Origin of the sequence: Microcoleus sp. B3-D2 (genome assembly GCF_036705345.1) — a bacterium.
GTDB lineage: Bacteria > Cyanobacteriota > Cyanobacteriia > Cyanobacteriales > Microcoleaceae > Microcoleus.
In genome coordinates this window covers 19,695-37,742 of sequence record NZ_JAUBUG010000012.1, presented here as the reverse complement: position 1 = coordinate 37,742, position 18,048 = coordinate 19,695, and the positions used below count along the sequence as shown (strand labels likewise).

Below are 18,048 nucleotides of genomic sequence, written 5' to 3'. Positions count from 1 at the left end.
TGAAACCTTGGGTAGGATTTTGGTTGCGGATTCAAACAGAATCATACTCAGGTTAGGCCACAGTCGGCAAGCGGTAAGTTAAGCTCTTAATTTGTGCGCTGGTAGAATTTCTTTTATATTTGCCCAAGTAGTGACAGGATGACTCAAAATGCCCGATCCAAAAATATCGAGTTCATCGCCAAATGCCAGAGATTCTGTCACGGTGGAGTTAGTTGAGTTTTTATCTTATCTTCGCAGTCTAGATATTAATATTTTTGTTGAGGGCGAGATCCTGCGCTGCAACGCTCCAGAAGGAATTATTACACCGGAAATACGGGCAAAAATTTCTCATAAAAAAGCAGAAATTATTTCCTTTTTAAAAGCAGCTAATCGTACTTCTAGTTTCACTCATGCACCGATTGTTCCTATGGGGCGGGACGGAAATCTACCGCTCTCCTTTGCACAGCAGCGCTTGTGGTTTCTCGACCAATTAGTACCGAACAATCCCTTCTATAATGTTCCTGCAGCCTTGCGTTTGACAGGTTCGCTCAATTTTGCGGCGCTGCAAGAAACCTTCAATGAGATTGTGCGCCGCCACGAAGCTTTACGCACGACTTTAGCATTAGTTTCGGGGCAACCTGTTCAGAGAATAGCTGCTGCTTTCCACCTCCCGATTAATGTAGTGGACTTGCGAAATTTGCCAAAGGAATCTCGACAAACTGAAGAAAACCGGCTCACCGCTGAGGAAGCGCAACGCTCTTTCAATTTGTCCAATGACTTGTTGCTGCGAGTCACATTATTGCAGTTAGATGATGCCGAATATTTACTAATGCTGAATATGCACCACATTGTCTCCGATGGTTGGTCTATCGGAGTGCTAATTCAGGAATTAGGCGCACTTTACACGGCATTTGCTAGCGAAAAACCTTCGCCTTTACCGGCTTTGTCGATCCAGTATGCTGATTTTGCAAAATGGCAGCGGGAATGGCTGCAAGGGGAAGTTTTAGAAACGCAGCTTGCTTACTGGAGACAGCAGCTAAACGGCATTTCTATGCTAAATTTGCCTGCGGATCGACCCAGGCCAGCAATTCAAAGTTACCGAGGCAAAAGGCAATTTTTACAACTGTCAAAACAACTGAGCGAGGCTTTAGAAACGTTGAGCCAGCGCGAAGGAGTGACGCTGTTTATGACAATGCTGGCAGCTTTTAAAACGTTGCTTTACCATTACGCGCAGCAAGAAGATATTGTAGTAGGTTCGCCGATCGCCAATCGCAACCGCAGTGAAATAGAAGCATTAATCGGTTTTTTTGTCAACAGTTTGGTGTTGCGTACAGATTTGTCGGGAAATCCAACTTTTCAGGAACTTTTAAACCGAGTCAAAGAGGTAGCATTAGGAGCTTACGCTCACCAAGATTTGCCGTTTGAGAAATTAGTAGAAGAACTGCACCCCGATCGCGCTTTGAACCAAAATCCCCTATTTCAGGTGGCGTTTGCGCTGCAAAACGCGCCCGGGAATCAGTTAGAATTGCCAGAATTAACACTCAGCCCGCAGCAGTTAGATGTGGGTACAGCGCGGTTTGATTTGGAGTTTCATTTGTGGGAGCGATCGCCCAACAGCTCGGGAAGCAACCAATCGCCCAGCAATAAGCTGTGGGTTGATAGCTCGGAGGGTATCAGCGGCATGGTTATTTACAGCGCCGATTTATTTGATGAAGCTACGATTTCCCGAATGTTAGGGCATTTTCAAACTCTGTTAGAAAGGATTGTGACAAATCCCGAACAGCGAATTGCCAACTTGCAATATTTGAGCGACAAAGAGCGTTATCATTTGTTAGTTGAATGCAACAACACTCAGGCCGATTATCCGCAAGATTTGTGCATCCATCAGCTATTTGAAATGCAGGCAGATCGGACACCGGATGCGGTGGCGCTGGTATTTGGAGAGGAGCGAGTCACCTATCGAGAGCTAAATCTCCGCAGCAACCAACTAGCACGTTATCTGCAAAAAATGGGGGTTGGCGCGGAAGTTTTAGTCGGGCTTTGCTGCGGGCGATCGCTCGATCTGATCGTGGGGATGTTGGGTATCCTGAAAGCGGGAGGAGCTTACTTAATTTTAGATCCGAGCTATCCTGCTGAGCGATCGAGCTTTATGCTAAAAGATGCTCAAGTGTCAGTATTGCTTACCCGCCAGGGAATAAATTCCCTGTCTAATAGCGAAAGTCGTCTAAAGACGACTGAAGGAGGACAAGTTTCCAGTCGGCTTCAGCCGACTTCAGCTATGAGCCAGGGAATTTATTCCCTGGTGGATGATGGCGAAGTGCAAAATTTAGAAACACAGTCAGATGATAAAATTCACCATCCAAGGGTTGTTTTTCTAGACACAGACTGGGAGATGATTTCCCAAGAAATCGCCGACAATCCAACCAGCGCAGCCACAGCCCCAAATCTGGTTTACGCGATTTACACCTCCGGTTCCACGGGAAAGCCGAAAGGAGTGGAAATTGAGCACGGGAGCTTGTTAAATCTCGTTTTTTGGCATCAAAGAGAGTTTGGGGTGTCAGCGGGCGATCGGGCAACGCAAATAGCAGCGATCGGCTTTGATGCTTGCGGGTGGGAAATTTGGCCTTATCTCGTCGCAGGAGCTAGCATCTACTTTCCAGAAGATGACATCAGGCGAGATCCTGAAAAACTGCAAAACTGGTTAGTATCAAAAGCCATCACCATTAGCTTTTTGCCAACACCTTTAGCCGAGAAAGTTTTGCTATTAGATTGGCCTCAAAATACAGCTTTGCGAATATTGCTCGCAGGCGGCGAAAAACTGCAACAACATCCTTTAAAATCCCATCCATTTAAGCTAGTAAATAATTACGGCCCAACCGAAAACACCGTCGTCACAACTTCCGGTTATATTCCTGTAACAGAGCAAACAGACATCGCCCCGACAATTGGCCGCCCCATTGCTAACACTCAAATCTACATATTAGACAAATATTTGCAGCCCGTACCAATGGGGGTTGTTGGCGAATTGTACATCGGCGGAAACGGACTCGCTCGCGGCTACCTCAACCGCCCAGATTTAACCGCAGAACGCTTTATTGTCAATCCTTTTAAACCAAATTCAGAAGAGCGAATTTACAAAACCGGCGACTTAGTACGCTACGGAGGCGATCGCAACCTTGAATTTTTAGGACGCATTGACGAACAAGTAAAAATTCGCGGTTTCCGCATCGAATTAGGAGAAATCGAGACACTATTAACTCAACATCCGGCCGTGCAGCAAACTGTAGTAACAACTTCGGAAGATGGACAGAGAGATAAACGTTTAGTAGCTTATATTGCCCTGAATCCTGAATATAGCGTTGCCCGCGAAAAAAGCCAAATAATGCAATTGCAGGACGAACAGGTTTTGCAGTGGCAAATGCTCTACAATGAAACTTACAATCAGCCTGTTGTTGAGTCAGATCCAACATTTAATATTGTCGGCTGGAATAGCAGCTATACTAATCAGCCAATCCCAGCAGAACAGATGCGCGACTGGGCGAACAATCAAGCAGCCCAAATTTTAGCTTTGCAGCCTAGCCGAGTGTTAGAAATTGGCTGCGGCACAGGTTTGTTGCTGTTCCAAATTGCCTCTCGCTGCACTCAATATTGCGGCACAGACTTTTCACCTATTTCGCTCAACTATATTCGGCAGCACTTGGCAAATCAACAGTTAGCTAATGTAACGCTGCTTCAGAAAATGGCGACAGACTTTGAAGGAGTAGAGACAGCAGCTTTTGACGCAGTAATTCTCAACTCAGTCGTGCAATATTTCCCGACTATCGACTATCTCGTGCAGGTGCTAGAAGGTGCGGTGAAAGCAACTGCTCCCGGCGGCTTTATATTCATCGGAGATGTCCGCAGCTTGCCGTTGCTGGCAGCTTTTCATGCTTCGGTACAACTGTATCAAGCCGAACCTTCTCTCGCGGGCGAACAGTTGCAGCAGCGAGTACAAATGCAAATTTTTCAAGAAACAGAGTTAGTTATCGATCCAGATTTTTTTAGCGCATTAAAGCACCGCTTTCCGCAGATTGGCGGCGTGGAGATTCAATTAATGCGCGGTAGTTATCACAATGAGTTAACTGATTTTCGGTACAATGTTATTTTGCATATTGCGTGTGAAACAGCACGCCCCAAATCATCGGCCAAAGGGGAGTGCGGCGCCGAAAAACTGCTGGATTGGTTGGATGAAAATCAGAATCTGAGTGTTACCAAGGTGCAACAAATATTATTGGAAAATCAACTCGATGTTTTAAGAATTGCTAATGTGCCTAATGCGCGGGTAACGGCAGCAGTTAAGGCGGCAGAATTGCTGTCTGTTGTCGATAAATTTCCAACAGCAGGTCAGTTGCAGAAAGCCGTGGAAAAAGTCGAGGATTTAGGAGTCGATCCCGAAGCGTGGTATGCTTTGGAAGTTCCGTATAATGTTAATATTAGTTGGTCTAATTCCGACGGTCAAGGGCGCTACGATGTAGTGTTTGCACGGGGCGAAACCAGAGATTTTGTGCGAGAAACCCGAAGCGATAACTTGCGTCCTTGGCGCTCTTATGCTAACAATCCCTTACAAGCTAAAGCAGCACGGAAATTAGTGCCACAGTTGCAGGCTTATCTAGCAGAAAAACTGCCGGAATATATGGTTCCGTCGGCTTTTGTGGTGCTGGAATCGCTACCGGTGACGGCTAACGGAAAGGTCGATCGGCTCGCTTTGCCTGCACCGGAACCGATTAAGTTAGAATGGGCTGGCGGTTATATTGCGCCTCAGACTTCTATTGAGGAAGTTTTAGTGAAAATTTGGGCTGAGGTTTTGGGGATAAAGCGAGTGGGTATCCGGGACAATTTCTTTGAGTTGGGAGGCCATTCGCTGCTGGCGACTCAGCTTGTTTCTAGAGTGCGAGATGCTTTCGGGGTAGAGTTGCCTTTGCGCCGGGTTTTTGAAGCACCGACAATTGCAGAATTATCTAAGATTGTGGAGAACTTAAAAGAGAGCGATGCTAATATTAAAGCTCCTGCTTTAGTGGCGATTTCTCGGGACAGTCGGCGGATGAAGCTATCATCTTTTAATCAAGAAAGTAAATAAAAAGGAGCGCTGTTGAACAGGGTACACTTTCGATAAATATGCAGCAAGAAACAGAAGTTTTCGTCTTCCCGGCATCCTTTGCCCAGCAGCGGCTTTGGTTCCTCAATCAATTAGCACCGGGCAATCCTTTCTACAATGTCTCAACAGCGCTCCGCTTAACAGGTTCCCTCAACTTCAGATCCTTAGAGCAAACCTTCAACGAAATTGTGCAGCGGCACGAAACTTTACGCACCACTTTTACGCTTTTGGAAGGGGAACTCGTACAAATTATTGCTCCCATTTTAACCGTATCCCTCCCCACAATCGACTTACAAAATCTCTCGCCAAATCAGCAGGAAACCGCAGCGCTGCAACTCGCAACCGATGCAGCGCAATGCCCTTTCGATTTAGCCGCCGGGCCGTTATTCAAAGTAACGCTCCTACAGCTCAGTGAAACAGAACATATATTGTTGCTGAATTTACATCATATTGTGGCTGATGGTTGGTCGATTGGAGTGCTAATTCGAGAGCTGGGAACGCTCTACACAGCATTTGTAAAAAATGAGCGATCGCACTTACCAGCACTGCCCGTGCAGTACGCCGACTTTGCAGAGTGGCAGCACCAATGGTTGCAGGGCGAAGTATTAGAAACGCAGTTAGCTTATTGGCGGCAGCAGTTAAACGGAATTACCGCACTCAATCTACCAACTGACAGGCAAAGACCAGCCGTTCCATCCTACCGCGGCGCCAAACACTTTATAACACTATCACCTGCTTTGAGCGAGGCGCTAAAGTCATTTAGCCAGCAAGAAAGCGCGACTTTATTTATCACTCTACTAGCCGCTTTTCAAACTTTGCTGTACCGCTATACAGGACAAGTAGATATTGCAGTAGGAACGCCGATCGCCAATCGCAACCTGAGCGAAATAGAAGCATTAATCGGGTTTTTTGTCAACAGTTTGGTGCTGCGTGCAGATTTATCAGGAAATCCAGCTTTTCGGGAACTATTGCATCGGGTAAAAAACGTCGCAATGGCAGCCTACGCTCACCAAGATTTGCCCTTCGAGAAGTTGGTTGAGGAATTGCACCCCGATCGCGAGTTGAGCCGCAACCCCCTATTTCAAGTTAGTTTCAGCCTGCAAAACACTCCTGTAGCAGCGCTAGAATTGCCGGGAATCGCTGGAGAGGCGATCGACTTTGACGCGGGAACCGCCAAGCTCGATTTAGAGTGCCACTTGTGGGAAAATGCAGGAAGTATTCAAGGGCAATTTGTCTACAGCACAGACTTATTTGATAGCGCCACAATTGCGCGCATGGCGGGACATTTCCAAACGCTGCTCGAAGCCATTGTTGCCAATCCCAAACAGCACCTCAGCGACTTGGCTTTGCTGACAGCGCCAGAATACCAGCAATTATTAATCGATTGGAATGACACTCAGAGAGATTATCCGCAAAACCAGTGTTTCCATCAGCTATTTGAAGAGCGAGTCGCGCGATCCTCTTCGAGGGCTCCGCTAACGCCCGATGCTGTAGCCGCCGTCTTTGAAAACCAGCAGTTAACCTACCGCCAACTCAACAGCCGAGCCAACCAACTTGCACATTACTTGCAGGAATTGGGAGCAGCACCAGAAGTTTTAGTGGGCCTTTGTGTAGAACGTTCCTTAGATGGGATCGTCGGATTGCTAGGCATTATCAAAGCAGGCGCAGCCTACCTGCCTTTAGATCCAACTTATCCTCAAGAGCGGCTTAACTTCATGTTAGAAGATGCTCAGGTGTCGATTTTGGTAACTCAGCAGCACTTAGCAAAAAACTTGACGCAGCCGGAAAATTACGGAGTTTTTTCAGTAGTGTGTTTGGACTCTGACAGAAAAATTATTGCTCAACAAAGCCCCGAAAATCCAACTACAAATATCCTACCGGAAAACCTTGCCTACGTCATCTACACATCGGGTTCAACCGGAAAACCCAAAGGCGTTTTAATCGAACATCGGGGACTATACAACTTAGCCCTAGCTCAAAAAGAAGCTTTTAACTTAAACTCAAATCACCGCATTTTGCAATTCGCATCCCTGAGTTTTGATGCCTCAATCTTTGAGATTGTCATGGCCTTGGGAACCGGAGCAACACTTTACTCAGCCAAGAAAGAATCTTTGTTGCCCGGACAAACATTAATCCAATTTTTGCAGGACCATGCTATTACTCACGCTACCTTCCCGCCCTCGCTGCTAGCTGTCCTTCCAAACGCCAAACTTCCCGCACTGCAAACAATCATCTGTGCGGGCGAATCCTGTTCCCCCGATGTTGTTAAACGCTGGGCTTCTGGGCGCAGATTTTTTAACGCTTACGGCCCTACAGAAGCGACAGTCTGGTCAAGTTTGGCCGAAATTGGCGATTGCAAAAAACCGCCCATCGGCCGCCCAATTGCCAACACTCAACTCTATATTTTAGATGAAAATTTACAGCCTGTACCGGTTGGAATTCCCGGTGAATTGTACATCGGCGGCAGCGGATTGGCGCGAGGCTACCTGAACCGCCCCGAATTAACCGCCCAGCGATTTATTGCTAATCCGTTTAGCCAGAAAGCAGGAGAACGAATTTATAAAACTGGTGACTTAGCTCGCTATTTTCCAAACGGCAATATTGAGTTTTTAGGCCGCACTGACGAACAAGTAAAAATTCGCGGTTATCGAATAGAATTGGGAGAAATTGAAGCGCTGCTGCTTCAGCATCCAGCAGTCAAAGAAACAGCGGCGGTTGCTGTAGATGATTTGTCGGGCAACAAACGGCTAGTTGCTTATGTCGTCCCCAATCACAATCAGCCGCTTAATCCCGGGGAAATACGCAATTTCCTCAAACAACAACTGCCCAATTACATGATTCCCAGTGCTTTTGTGGCGATGGATTTTCTGCCCCTAACTCCCAATGGTAAAATCGACCGCCTGCGCCTACCTGCACCGGGAAATCTAACTAGCAATTCAATAGATAAAAGCTGCATTGCACCTCGCACACCAACCGAGTCAACCCTCGCCAAAATTTGGGCAGAAATCCTCAACGCAGAGTGCGTTGGCATTCGCGACAACTTCTTCGATTTGGGTGGAGATTCCCTGCTGGCAATCCGCCTCATCAATGAGATTAACCAGCAATTTGAGCGCGAATTGCCGCTGTCTGCTCTTTTTTTAAACCCCACAATTGAAGGTTTAGCCGATTCGCTATCTTCAGAAACAAATTCTCTGGAATGGTCGCCTTTAGTTGCAATTAAGCCTCGCGGTAAAAATCCCCCGTTCTTCTGCGTCCATCCCATCTTTGGCGTGGTATTTCCTTATGTCGAGTTAGCGTTTCAGCTAGGAGAAAATCAACCGTTTTACGGGCTGCAACCTAAAGGGATTGACGGCGAAAGTTCTCCGCTAACTAGGATTGAAGACATGGCGGCTGACTACATCGCAGCCTTGCGTACAGTTCAACCAAAAGGGCCTTATTTTTTAGGAGGCTGGTCTTTTGGAGGTTTGGTTGCTTTTGAGATGGCTCAACAGTTGCTCGCCGCGGGGGATGAAGTGGCTTTACTTGCTGTGCTGGATAATTTAGCGCCGGTTTCTGCTAACAAACCTTCTTTGTGGGATGGTTGCAAGTTTCTTCTGACTACTGTTTCGCGCTCTATCTGGCCTTTTGTAGTAGATTATTTTCGCTTGGTGGCTGCTGCGGAAAATGTTCAAAGTGGCGGTATTGCTGGCAGGTTTCCGAAATTAAATAAGATGCTTAATTTGGCCGCTAATTTTTTGCATCGCTGGAATTGGAAACAGGCTGTTATGGTTAGCATCCTATCTCAGGAGTCAAAAAAACCCAACTGGCGCGAGCTGGCAATTCCTTCGATGTTTACTGTATTTCAGGCTAACAGTCAAGCAACTATCAGCTATGTACCGAAAATTTATCCGCAGCGAATTACTCTGTTTAGATCGAGGGAACAGCTAAGCATGAATCATCAAGATCCGACTCTTGGCTGGAGCGAATTAACCACGGAAAAAGTAGAGGTGATTAGAGTTCCTGGGAATCATCTTACTATGCTGAGAAAGCCCTGCGTCGAGGTGCTGGCTCAACAGCTAAAGCATTGCTTGGAGAAGTAATTAAGTGATTGAGGAACCCGCGTGCTTGTGTGTCGCAACCGGGTTTGATGTGCGAAAGCGCTATTAGTCCTGAATCTGATCTTCATCTGCGTGAATCAGCGTCAATCCATTGTCATCTGCGGTTAACAAATTCTCTTTTTTTAACCGCAGATGAGGGCAGATAAACACAGATTAACGCAGATTAATTCAATCAATTCCGGTTGCAGCATCCATCCGTGATTGTTGACTGATGACTGTTCTGAAATGCCTCAATCTAAAATCTAAAATTGCCCAATGGATTGCGCGATGCTGAAGATGATAGCAGCCAAACCTGCTGCGATCGGAATTGTCACCAGCCAAGCCGAACCAATTGACAGCAAAGTTTGCAAGCGTACTGTTTTCCAAGCTTTGATCAGCCCGACTCCGACAACTGCACCGACTAAAGCGTGGGATGTGGAAACTGGCAAACCGAAGCGGGATGCTAGCAAGACTGTGGTGGCTGTGGCTAATTCCGCGCAAAATCCGCCGCTTGGTTGCAGTTCGATGATTTTTTCGCCGACTGTGGCAATTACATTTTTGCCCCAGATGGCTAAACCGATGACTATTCCTGCGCCTCCGACGACTAAAATCCACAGGGGAACGCTGAAATCTTCTGAGGGAAAGGAACCTGTGCGCCGGATGTAGGCGATCGCAGCTAGGGGAGCAACTGCATTTCCTACGTCGTTGGAACCGTGGGAAAATGCTACAAAACAGGCGCTCAAGACTTGAAATCTCGCCATTTGTTGCTCGATGGGAGAGTGGGGGAGTTTCGGAGTGGGGGAGGAGTTTGTACTCGGGCCGAATCCCTTATCTCCTCTTCCTTCTTCCTTCTTCCTTCTTTCTTCTTCCTTCTCAACTGATTCTAATTTCTTCCAGCTATTGAGTGTCAGGGCGATCGCCCCAATACTCCCAATGCCAATGACAATATCGTGAATTGGCAGATTCCAGCCAAATCGATCGTGCGCGGCGGCGATCGCCCCTGTCTGCACCAAAGCAACATCCACAACAGACGGCAGTACAATTATCCCAAATACGCTCAGCATTGCTGCACTCAGCCAAGGTATCCACTCGCGCATTTGAGATAGAGGATCTGGCCGATCGAGAATCGAATACTTCACCACAGTGTAAAATAGCGCGGCTAAAGCACCGCTAGCAACAGGTGTCGCCACCCAAGTTAGGGAGATAGTGCCGATGGTTCGCCAATCAACTGCATTAATTCCGGCTGCAACACAGCTAAAACCCGCGATCGCGCCCACCACTGCATGGGATGAAGAAACTGGCAAACCTCGACTGGTAGCGATTTGCAGCCAGATCCCGCAAGCTATCAGCACTGACACCATCCCGATTAAAAATACTTGCGGTTGGGCAGCGAACACTTGTGCATTCACAACTCCTGTTGCCAGAGTTTCGGAAACCCCTTGCCCGAACAGCACTGCGCCGGAAAACTCCAGTATGCCTGCAACAATTATTGCCTGCCGCAGCGTTAGGGCCTTCGAGCCTACGGATGTCCCCATCGAGTTAGCGACATCGTTGGCCCCCAAGTTGGCGGCGACGTAGAAGGCGAGTGCAGCCATTGCCCCCAGTTGCAGAAATACGACCTCAGAGGTATTTAACATAGAATTTTTTTGACATAAAACGGGCATTTCGATATATGATAAGGGATTGTGAGTTTTGGTAAATCCCATGAAAGGCGCAGAAATAATCCGTTCTATCGAAACGGAAGAAATAAATAGAGTCAAGCAAGAACTTAATAAACAACTCCCGGAAATTTACGTGGGCGACACAGTGCGAGTCGGCGTGAAAATTAAAGAGGGTAACAAAGAACGGGTTCAGCCCTACGAAGGGACTGTGATTGCCATGCGTAACGGCGGGATTAATGAAACAATCACCGTCCGCCGCGTGTTTCAGGGCGTCGGAGTGGAACGGGTGTTTTTGATTCACTCGCCCCGCATCGCGACGATCCAAGTGATGCGCCGCGGGAAAGTCCGCAGAGCAAAACTTTACTACCTGCGCGATCGGGTGGGCAAAGCTACTCGCGTCAAACAGCGGTTCGATCGCTCCCTGTAGGAATGCACCCAGCTTTCCCTTGGTTCATGGTTCATGGGAAATTGAAAAATTTCAAAAAAAAGTTTCCCATTTATGAGCGCACTGTGTTAAAATAGAAATCTAGGGGTTAAGCGAATTTCAGCAACCTCACCTGTGCGCTCTTAGTTCAGTTGGTAGAACGCAGGTCTCCAAAACCTGATGTCGGGGGTTCAAGTCCTCCAGGGCGCGCTGAATCACCAAACTTTAAATTCTGCCCGAAAGCGCCCGGATTATTGGCTGGCAACAGTCAAAACCGCAAACTTTCGGGTAGAATTAATTTTTGTGGGCGGTTCGCAAAAAATGCCATCAACAAATGCTCGGTGTCGCTTCTCGATCGTCGGTTTCGGCGATCGGCAGTTACACAGTTGATAGGTTGGGCTTGTAAAAAAGTCGTGGCTTTAGATTTGAGATTTGGGACTTGGGCGTAAGTGGTTAGTGTCACAAAATCTGAGAGCCGCGGGCCACTCACACCATCTAAAATCTAAAATCTAAAATCTAAAATCGCAAGGAGGATGGAATCGTGGCGAAAAAAGACCAAGCTCAAGAAACTCAAGAAATAACGGCGCCTGGGTTTAATCCTGCGGGTTTTTTAAAGGAAACTAGAGAAGAACTCGACAAAGTGGTTTGGCCCAGCAGGCAGCAGTTAATCAGCGAGTCTTTGGCCGTGCTTTTGATGGTAATCCTCTCAGCAAGCCTGATCTATTTGGTGGATAACTTCTTTAACTGGGGCGCGGGAAAGGTGTTTGGGCCATGACTTTTGCATCAGAAGAATCTGAGTATTCCACAGAAGCGACGGGACAGCCAGCATCGCCAGATGTGCCGGAGATTGATGCTCGCTGGTATGCTGTTCAAGTTGCCTCAGGGTGCGAAAAGCGCGTGAAGGCAAACTTGCAGCAGCGGATTCAAACTTTGGATGTTGCTGATCGCATCGTTCAAGTGGAAATTCCGCAAACTCCCGCAATCAAAGTCGGCAAAGACGGTTCCAGGCGGCAGTCAGATGAAAAAATCTTTCCCGGCTACGTACTCATCCGTATGTTTATGGACGAGGATACGTGGCAGGTGATCAAGAATACCCCGAATGTAATTAATTTTGTCGGGGCAGAGCAGAAACGCCGCTACGGGCGCGGCAGGGGTCACGTCAAACCGCTACCTCTGAGTCATTCAGAAGTAGAACGGATCTTCAGAAACGCTCAGGAATCAGAACCGGTTGTCAAAGTATCGATGTCTACTGGAGACCACGTTGTGGTACTTTCCGGGCCGTTTAAGGATTTTGAAGGTGATGTGATTGAAGTTAGCCCGGAACGAAACAAGCTCAAAGTTTTACTCTCGATTTTTGGGCGCGATACGCCTGTAGAATTGGAGTTCAATCAGGTTCAGAAACAGAACTAACTAATGGCAAAGAAAGTTGTTGCAGTAATTAAGTTGGCGATTACGGCGGGAAAAGCCAACCCAGCTCCTCCGATCGGCCCAGCTCTGGGTCAGCACGGCGTCAATATTATGATGTTTTGCAAGGAGTACAATGCTAGAACCGCAGACCAAGCGGGTCTGGTGGTTCCGGTAGAAATTTCGGTTTTTGAAGACCGCAGTTTTACGTTTATTCTCAAAACTCCGCCGGCGTCGGTTTTGATTCAAAAAGCGGCTGGCATTGCTAAAGGTTCGGGAGAACCTAATCGCAAGCAAGTAGGGACGATTACACAGGCTCAGTTGCGAGAAATCGCTGAAACCAAAATGCCTGACCTCAATGCTAATGATGTTGAGGCTGCTATGAAAATTGTGGCAGGAACGGCTAAAAATATGGGCGTGGCGATCGCGGATTGAAGGAAGAAGGAAGAAGGAAGAAGGAAGAAGGAAGAAGGAAGATTTTTCCTAGTCCAAGTTCCAAATTGCTAATCCAAAATTCCTGATTTTGAAGCTCAAATCTTCAATCTAAAATCCAAAATCCAAAATCCAAAATCGACTCGGTTCAGGGGGAGAAGCAAAGCTTCGCTAGTAACCGAAAACGGGTAGATTTTAAGATTGTCCGATAGGTTCAATCTAAAATCTAAAATCTAAAATCTAAAATCTAAAATCGACTGACCCCAGGAGATAACAATGGCCAAGAAAGTATCGCGAAGACTGCAAGAACTTCAAAAGAAAGTTGAAGACAGACCTTATCTACCGCTGGAAGCTCTGCAACTTTTGAAAGAAACAGCAACCGCTAAGTTTGGCGAAGCTGCTGAAGCTCACATCCGTTTGGGAATTGACCCGAAATATACTGACCAACAGTTGCGGACAACTGTATCGCTACCAAAAGGAACTGGTCAAGTAGTCAGAATTGCGGTGATTGCTAAGGGCGAAAAAGTTAAAGAAGCTCTGAATGCCGGCGCGGATATTGCTGGTTCTGAAGAGTTGATCGATGAAATTCAGAAGGGCATGATGGACTTCGATTGCCTGATTGCTACCCCAGACGTGATGCCGTTGGTGGCAAAATTGGGCCGGTTGTTGGGCCCGCGCGGTTTGATGCCTTCTCCGAAAGGTGGCACGGTGACGACTGACATTGCTCAGGCGATCAACGAGTTTAAAGGTGGTAAACTAGAATTCCGTGCCGATCGAACTGGCATCGTTCATGTTATGTTTGGCAAGGCAGCTTTCTCAGCGGAAGATTTGCTGGTCAACCTTCATGCTTTGCAAGAAACTGTTGACCGCAACCGTCCTTCTGGTGCTAAAGGTCGCTACTGGCGCAGTTTGTACGTATCCGCAACAATGGGCCCGTCGATCGAAGTCGATATCAGTGTCCTGCGCGATACCAAACTTGATGCTGCGTAGAAAGAATTAAGCAGAAGGCAGAAGGTAAAAGACAGCTTCGGCTGTCTGTGTAAATCTCTCACAAGACTTACGCCAGACCCTTGCTAATCTCTGCCTTCTGATGATAGCCTAATCAAAAATCAATAAGCTGAAGACCGCAGGTGCCGACCGCTTAATTTCCTGCCGAGGCTGAAGAAATAAAAACTCAAGACTCAAAGATTAGAAATTTTCTATTTTTAATTCTGACTTGTTAATTTTTAATTCTCTGCCCCGGCTCTAAGGTCGGGGTTTTTGGTGGGCAGTTTTCGATCCTAAAAGGAGGTGAAATAAGTATGGGCAAAACTTTAGCAGTAAAAAATGAGATTATTGCAGACCTCAAGCAAACCTTGAGCGAATCTCAACTGGCGATCGTGATTGACTACACGGGCTTAACTGTTGCTGAAATCACAGATTTGCGTCGGCGTTTGCGTCCCAAAGGCAGCAGTTGCCAAGTGGCAAAAAACACGCTGATGCGAATTGCGGTTGAAGGCAACGAAACCTGGCAGCCGCTACAGGAATTGCTGACGGGTACGTCGGCGTTTGTGTTCGTGCAAGAAGATATTGGCGGGGCGATTAAAGCTTACCAAGAATTCCAAAAAGTCTCTAAGAAGACTGAACTTCGCGGCGGCGTGATGGAAGGACGGGTACTGAAAGAAGCTGATGTTAAAGCATTAGCTGATCTGCCGTCGAAAGAACAACTCATGGCTCAAATTGCTGGCGCTATCAACGGTGTCGCAACCAAGTTGGCTGTGGGTATCAATCAAGTTCCTACTTCGATCGCTCGCGGTCTTAAAGCTTATGCTGAAAAAGACGGCGATTCCGCAGCAGTAGAAGCAGAAGCACCAGCACAACCTGAAGCAGAAGCACCAGCACAACCTGAAGCAGAAGCACCAGCACAACCTGAAGCAGAAGCACCAGCACAAACTGAAGCAGAAGCACCAGCACAACCTGAAGCAGAAGCTGAAAGCACATCTGCGTAAGTCATTAGTAATTAGTCACGAGTCAAGAGTCGTTAGTTTTGAGAAACAAACTCATGACTGGAGACGAGAAACTCATAATTAATGAGTAATCCACAATCCACAATCCACAATCTACAATCGAACTAGGAGTTCAAAAAATGTCTACTGCAACTGATGAAATCTTGGACAAACTTAAGTCTTTGACTTTGCTCGAAGCATCTGAATTGGTCAAGCAAATTGAAGAAGCTTTCGGCGTCAGCGCTGCTGCTCCTGTAGGCGGCATGATGATGATGCCCGGTATGGGTGGTGGAGCGGCTCCTGAACCAGTAGAAGAGCAAACCGAGTTTACTGTGATGCTCGAAGAAGTTCCTGCTGACAAGAAAATCGCCATTCTGAAGGAAGTCCGCGCAATTACCGGTCTGGGTCTGAAGGAAGCAAAAGACTTGGTAGAAGCCGCACCGAAGGCAGTTAAGGAAGCTATTGCTAAGGAAGCTGCTGAAGAAATGAAGAAACAGCTTGAAGCTGTGGGCGCAAAGATTTCTATCAAGTAGTCAGAGAATGTAGTTGATATCAATTCCGGTGACACCGGAATGATGGTTAACTGTTGACGGTTGACTGTTGACTGTTGACTGTTCCCTAAAATTAATCGCGCGATAGTTACATCTCTCGCGCGATTAATTATTTTTGGGGTAGGGAAACGGCATTGCCGTGTCCTCTTAGATTTTAGAGGCGGCTTCCATTTGTCGCACTACTGTTAAAGCAGAATAGGAAACACCGGCAGTGCCTTCTCCGGGATGGGTGGAGTCACCTACTAACCACAAATTTTTAATTGGTGTGCGGTTGGCAAATCCGAAGGGCCCGAAGGTTGGTATTCGCTGGCCAATGCCACCCACAACACCTCTATCTCTCGCCGTGTAGCGCGCAAAGGTGCGGGGTGTGGCGGCTTCTTGGTGTACGATCGACTCTGGCGTCAAATTGAAATATTCGCTCAAACGGGCGATCGCCCCGACAGTATATTTTTGCTTCAATCCTTCATAATCAACCGAATTCCACCACATTCGAGTATCAGTAAATGACGAAGCGATAATTGTCGCCATTCCCTTCGGTGCTCGGCCATCTCCCGGATGGCTGACTGAAACAAATAATGAATTATTCTCCCCAATCTCGCCGTCGTAATCGTAGAGAAACTGAAGGTGCGGCGGACAATTGGCCGGAATTGCGCTTTCATGCACTCCCAAATATATCACGAAAGCACCGGATGCGGGCGGCAATTTATCAACTCGATATTTGTAGCCTGCCATTTGATTTGGGAGTTGGTTTTTTGTCTCTGAACTCTCTGATTTAACGGATAAATTATCAGTTAAATTATCAGTTAAATTTCCGACAATCGGCTCGCTTGACAACAATTTTACTAAATTTTGCGCGGTCACGTTGGCAACAATGCGATCGGCAGTTTCTGTCCAAACTTCGCCTGTTTTTTGATTGCGAATCACTGTACCGGTGGCTTTGCCGTTGGCTGTGACAATACTTTCAACTGTGTGCCGCAATAATACTTGACCGCCGTAGAGTTCGATCGCCTCTACAAGTCGATCGCTCAACACCTGCATACTTCCTTGTAGATGATACAATCCCTGTGGCTCTTGCGAAACTCCTAAAGCCGTCGCCGCGTAAAGTAGCGCCGTTTCTTCGGTATCAACTTGAGAATACAATTTTAACTGCAAATCCAGAAAAGTTCTCAAGCGCAAATTGTCGCCCAACCCACAAAGCCGCAAAGCATCTCCCACTGTCATAAAAGTGAAAGGCAAAGTAATTAGAGTATCGGGGCGAACTGCTTGAATTAATTGCCAGAAATCCCAGAAGTTTCTGGGCGGTAAAACTGGATCGCGCCCTTGAAAGTTCCAGCTAGCTTTGAACAATGCCGACAATAATTGCCAAAAAGGTTCGCTTCCGGGAAACTGCCGCTGCCTTTCTTGCTGCCACTTTTGCGGATCTCGCCACACGCTAATCGGTGCGGTTTCTCCCGGCAAAAACACCGCACAAGCGGGATCGCAGGGTGTGGCGGCGGGAAGTTCTATGTCTAATTCTGAGAAAATTCGGTGGTGAATGCCTCCGGGTTCCAATCCTGCAACCTGCGTGGCGCCGACATCGAAGGTAAAGCCTTTGCGCTTGAAGGTGGAAGCGCATCCGCCGGGGACGATCGCCTGGTCTAAGACTAGCACTTTGTATCCTCTGCGGGCTAGCAGGGCTGCTGCTGTCAGCCCGCCGATTCCGCCTCCAATTACCGTGACGCGGCCCTTAGTGTCTGCTGGATTGGATTTGCCTAAAGGGGTGCGATCGCCTGTCATAAATTTATTTATTGTAATATTTCTTAATAGTATGCTCATATTTGGCAATAAAAAGCTCTTGTAGCGACAGGTTGAAATCTATCGCTACAAGAGGAAGGAGGCCGAGTTGACAGGACATTTCAGGGGTAAGGTGCAGCCGGATGGTCCAAAGCAACCCGAGTTTTTGCCGTAGCCGATTGGAGAATCAGGGACGCCGCCACTTGTTGAGATAAGCTTCGCCAATCCCCGCGACAGCCTGCATTTGAGCTAGCTGTTCCCGTAAAGCTTTGATGGTTCTTAGCTGTTCTTGAGACTGTTGCTGCAAAGCGTCGTAATTTCGCTGTATCGCCGCACTCTGGCCCAATTCATTTTCCAGATATTGCAACTTGGTCAATTTAACTTGGAGGTCGCCGATCGCACTTGACTTTTCTGCTAACTCGTGCTGCAAAGATTCGTAACTCGACTTCGACACGGTTTCCTGGAATTGGCTTTCGAGATTTTGCTTTTCGGTGGCGAATTGCTGCTGCAAAGATTCCAGAGCACTGGATTTTTCGGCGAGTTGCTGCTGCAAAGATTCCAGAGCACTGGATTTTTCGCCTAGCTGTTGCTGAAACTCGTGTTCCCGGTGTTCTCTTTCGGCCAATTGC

11 protein-coding genes, 1 tRNA gene, 2 pseudogenes and 1 other annotated feature are annotated in these 18,048 nt (G+C 47.3%); of the genes and pseudogenes, 11 read left to right on the top strand and 3 right to left on the bottom strand.

The genetic code is table 11. From position 1 onward, the window contains the following. The first annotated feature begins 148 nt into the window (after positions 1–148). Positions 149–5,095: an amino acid adenylation domain-containing protein gene (locus QUB14_RS06955; RefSeq protein ID WP_333214739.1), complete on the top strand. Its 4,947-nt coding sequence runs from the start codon at positions 149–151 to the stop codon at positions 5,093–5,095. Positions 5,096–5,133: 38 nt separating this feature from the next. Next, positions 5,134–9,192, top strand: coding sequence for an amino acid adenylation domain-containing protein (locus QUB14_RS06950; RefSeq protein WP_333214737.1), 4,059 nt, complete (start codon positions 5,134–5,136; stop codon positions 9,190–9,192). A gap of 260 nt (positions 9,193–9,452) precedes the next feature. Here QUB14_RS06950 and QUB14_RS06945 read toward each other — a convergent pair whose 3' ends face one another. Further along, positions 9,453–10,853 carry an inorganic phosphate transporter gene (locus tag QUB14_RS06945; protein ID WP_445251810.1) on the bottom strand — a complete coding sequence of 467 codons (1,401 nt, stop codon included), beginning with the start codon at positions 10,851–10,853 and terminating at the stop codon, positions 9,453–9,455. A 40-nt stretch (positions 10,854–10,893) separates the two neighbouring features. Here QUB14_RS06945 and rplS point away from each other — a divergent pair, with 40 nt between their 5' ends. The 9 genes and pseudogenes from rplS to rplL all read left to right on the top strand — a co-directional run bounded on the left by rplS (position 10,894) and on the right by rplL (position 15,628). Then, the gene (gene rplS / locus QUB14_RS06940) at positions 10,894–11,277 is read left to right on the top strand and encodes a 50S ribosomal protein L19 (RefSeq protein WP_172186532.1); all 384 of its coding nucleotides are present in this window, start codon (positions 10,894–10,896) and stop codon (positions 11,275–11,277) included. Positions 11,278–11,411: 134 nt separating this feature from the next. Next, positions 11,412–11,484: transfer RNA gene (locus QUB14_RS06935), tRNA-Trp, on the top strand. Then, complete coding sequence (locus QUB14_RS06930; RefSeq protein WP_333214733.1) at positions 11,455–11,664, top strand: hypothetical protein; 210 nt, start codon at positions 11,455–11,457, stop codon at positions 11,662–11,664. The genes QUB14_RS06935 and QUB14_RS06930 overlap by 30 nt, the downstream gene beginning before the upstream one ends. Positions 11,665–11,815: 151 nt before the next feature. Continuing rightward, positions 11,816–12,049: a preprotein translocase subunit SecE gene (secE, locus tag QUB14_RS06925; RefSeq protein WP_006635590.1), complete on the top strand. Its 234-nt coding sequence runs from the start codon at positions 11,816–11,818 to the stop codon at positions 12,047–12,049. Continuing rightward, on the top strand, positions 12,046–12,684 hold the full coding sequence (gene nusG / locus QUB14_RS06920) for a transcription termination/antitermination protein NusG (protein WP_190738541.1): 639 nt from the start codon (positions 12,046–12,048) through the stop codon (positions 12,682–12,684). The genes secE and nusG overlap by 4 nt, the downstream gene beginning before the upstream one ends. Before the next feature lie 3 nt (positions 12,685–12,687). After that, entirely contained in the window at positions 12,688–13,113 is a 426-nt protein-coding gene (rplK, locus tag QUB14_RS06915) for a 50S ribosomal protein L11 (RefSeq protein ID WP_006635588.1), read from the top strand. A gap of 273 nt (positions 13,114–13,386) precedes the next feature. Beyond that, positions 13,387–14,100, top strand: a complete 714-nt coding sequence (gene rplA / locus QUB14_RS06910; protein ID WP_333214729.1) for a 50S ribosomal protein L1 — start codon at positions 13,387–13,389, stop codon at positions 14,098–14,100. A 109-nt stretch (positions 14,101–14,209) separates the two neighbouring features. Continuing rightward, positions 14,210–14,382: a sequence feature (ribosomal protein L10 leader region), on the top strand. A gap of 29 nt (positions 14,383–14,411) precedes the next feature. Next, positions 14,412–14,945, top strand: a pseudogene (gene rplJ, locus QUB14_RS06905) (50S ribosomal protein L10); the annotation flags it as partial. A gap of 290 nt (positions 14,946–15,235) precedes the next feature. After that, positions 15,236–15,628 (top strand): 50S ribosomal protein L7/L12, encoded by a 393-nt coding sequence (rplL, locus tag QUB14_RS06900; RefSeq protein ID WP_039887983.1) that lies wholly within the window; start codon positions 15,236–15,238, stop codon positions 15,626–15,628. A 165-nt stretch (positions 15,629–15,793) separates the two neighbouring features. Here the strand turns inward: rplL and QUB14_RS06895 are convergent, their stop codons facing one another. Together QUB14_RS06895 and QUB14_RS06890 are read right to left on the bottom strand one after the other, a co-directional pair. Further along, positions 15,794–17,422: an FAD-dependent oxidoreductase gene (locus QUB14_RS06895; protein WP_333214874.1), complete on the bottom strand. Its 1,629-nt coding sequence runs from the start codon at positions 17,420–17,422 to the stop codon at positions 15,794–15,796. Between the two features lie 184 nt (positions 17,423–17,606). Next, positions 17,607–18,048: pseudogene (locus tag QUB14_RS06890) on the bottom strand (CopG family transcriptional regulator); the annotation flags it as partial.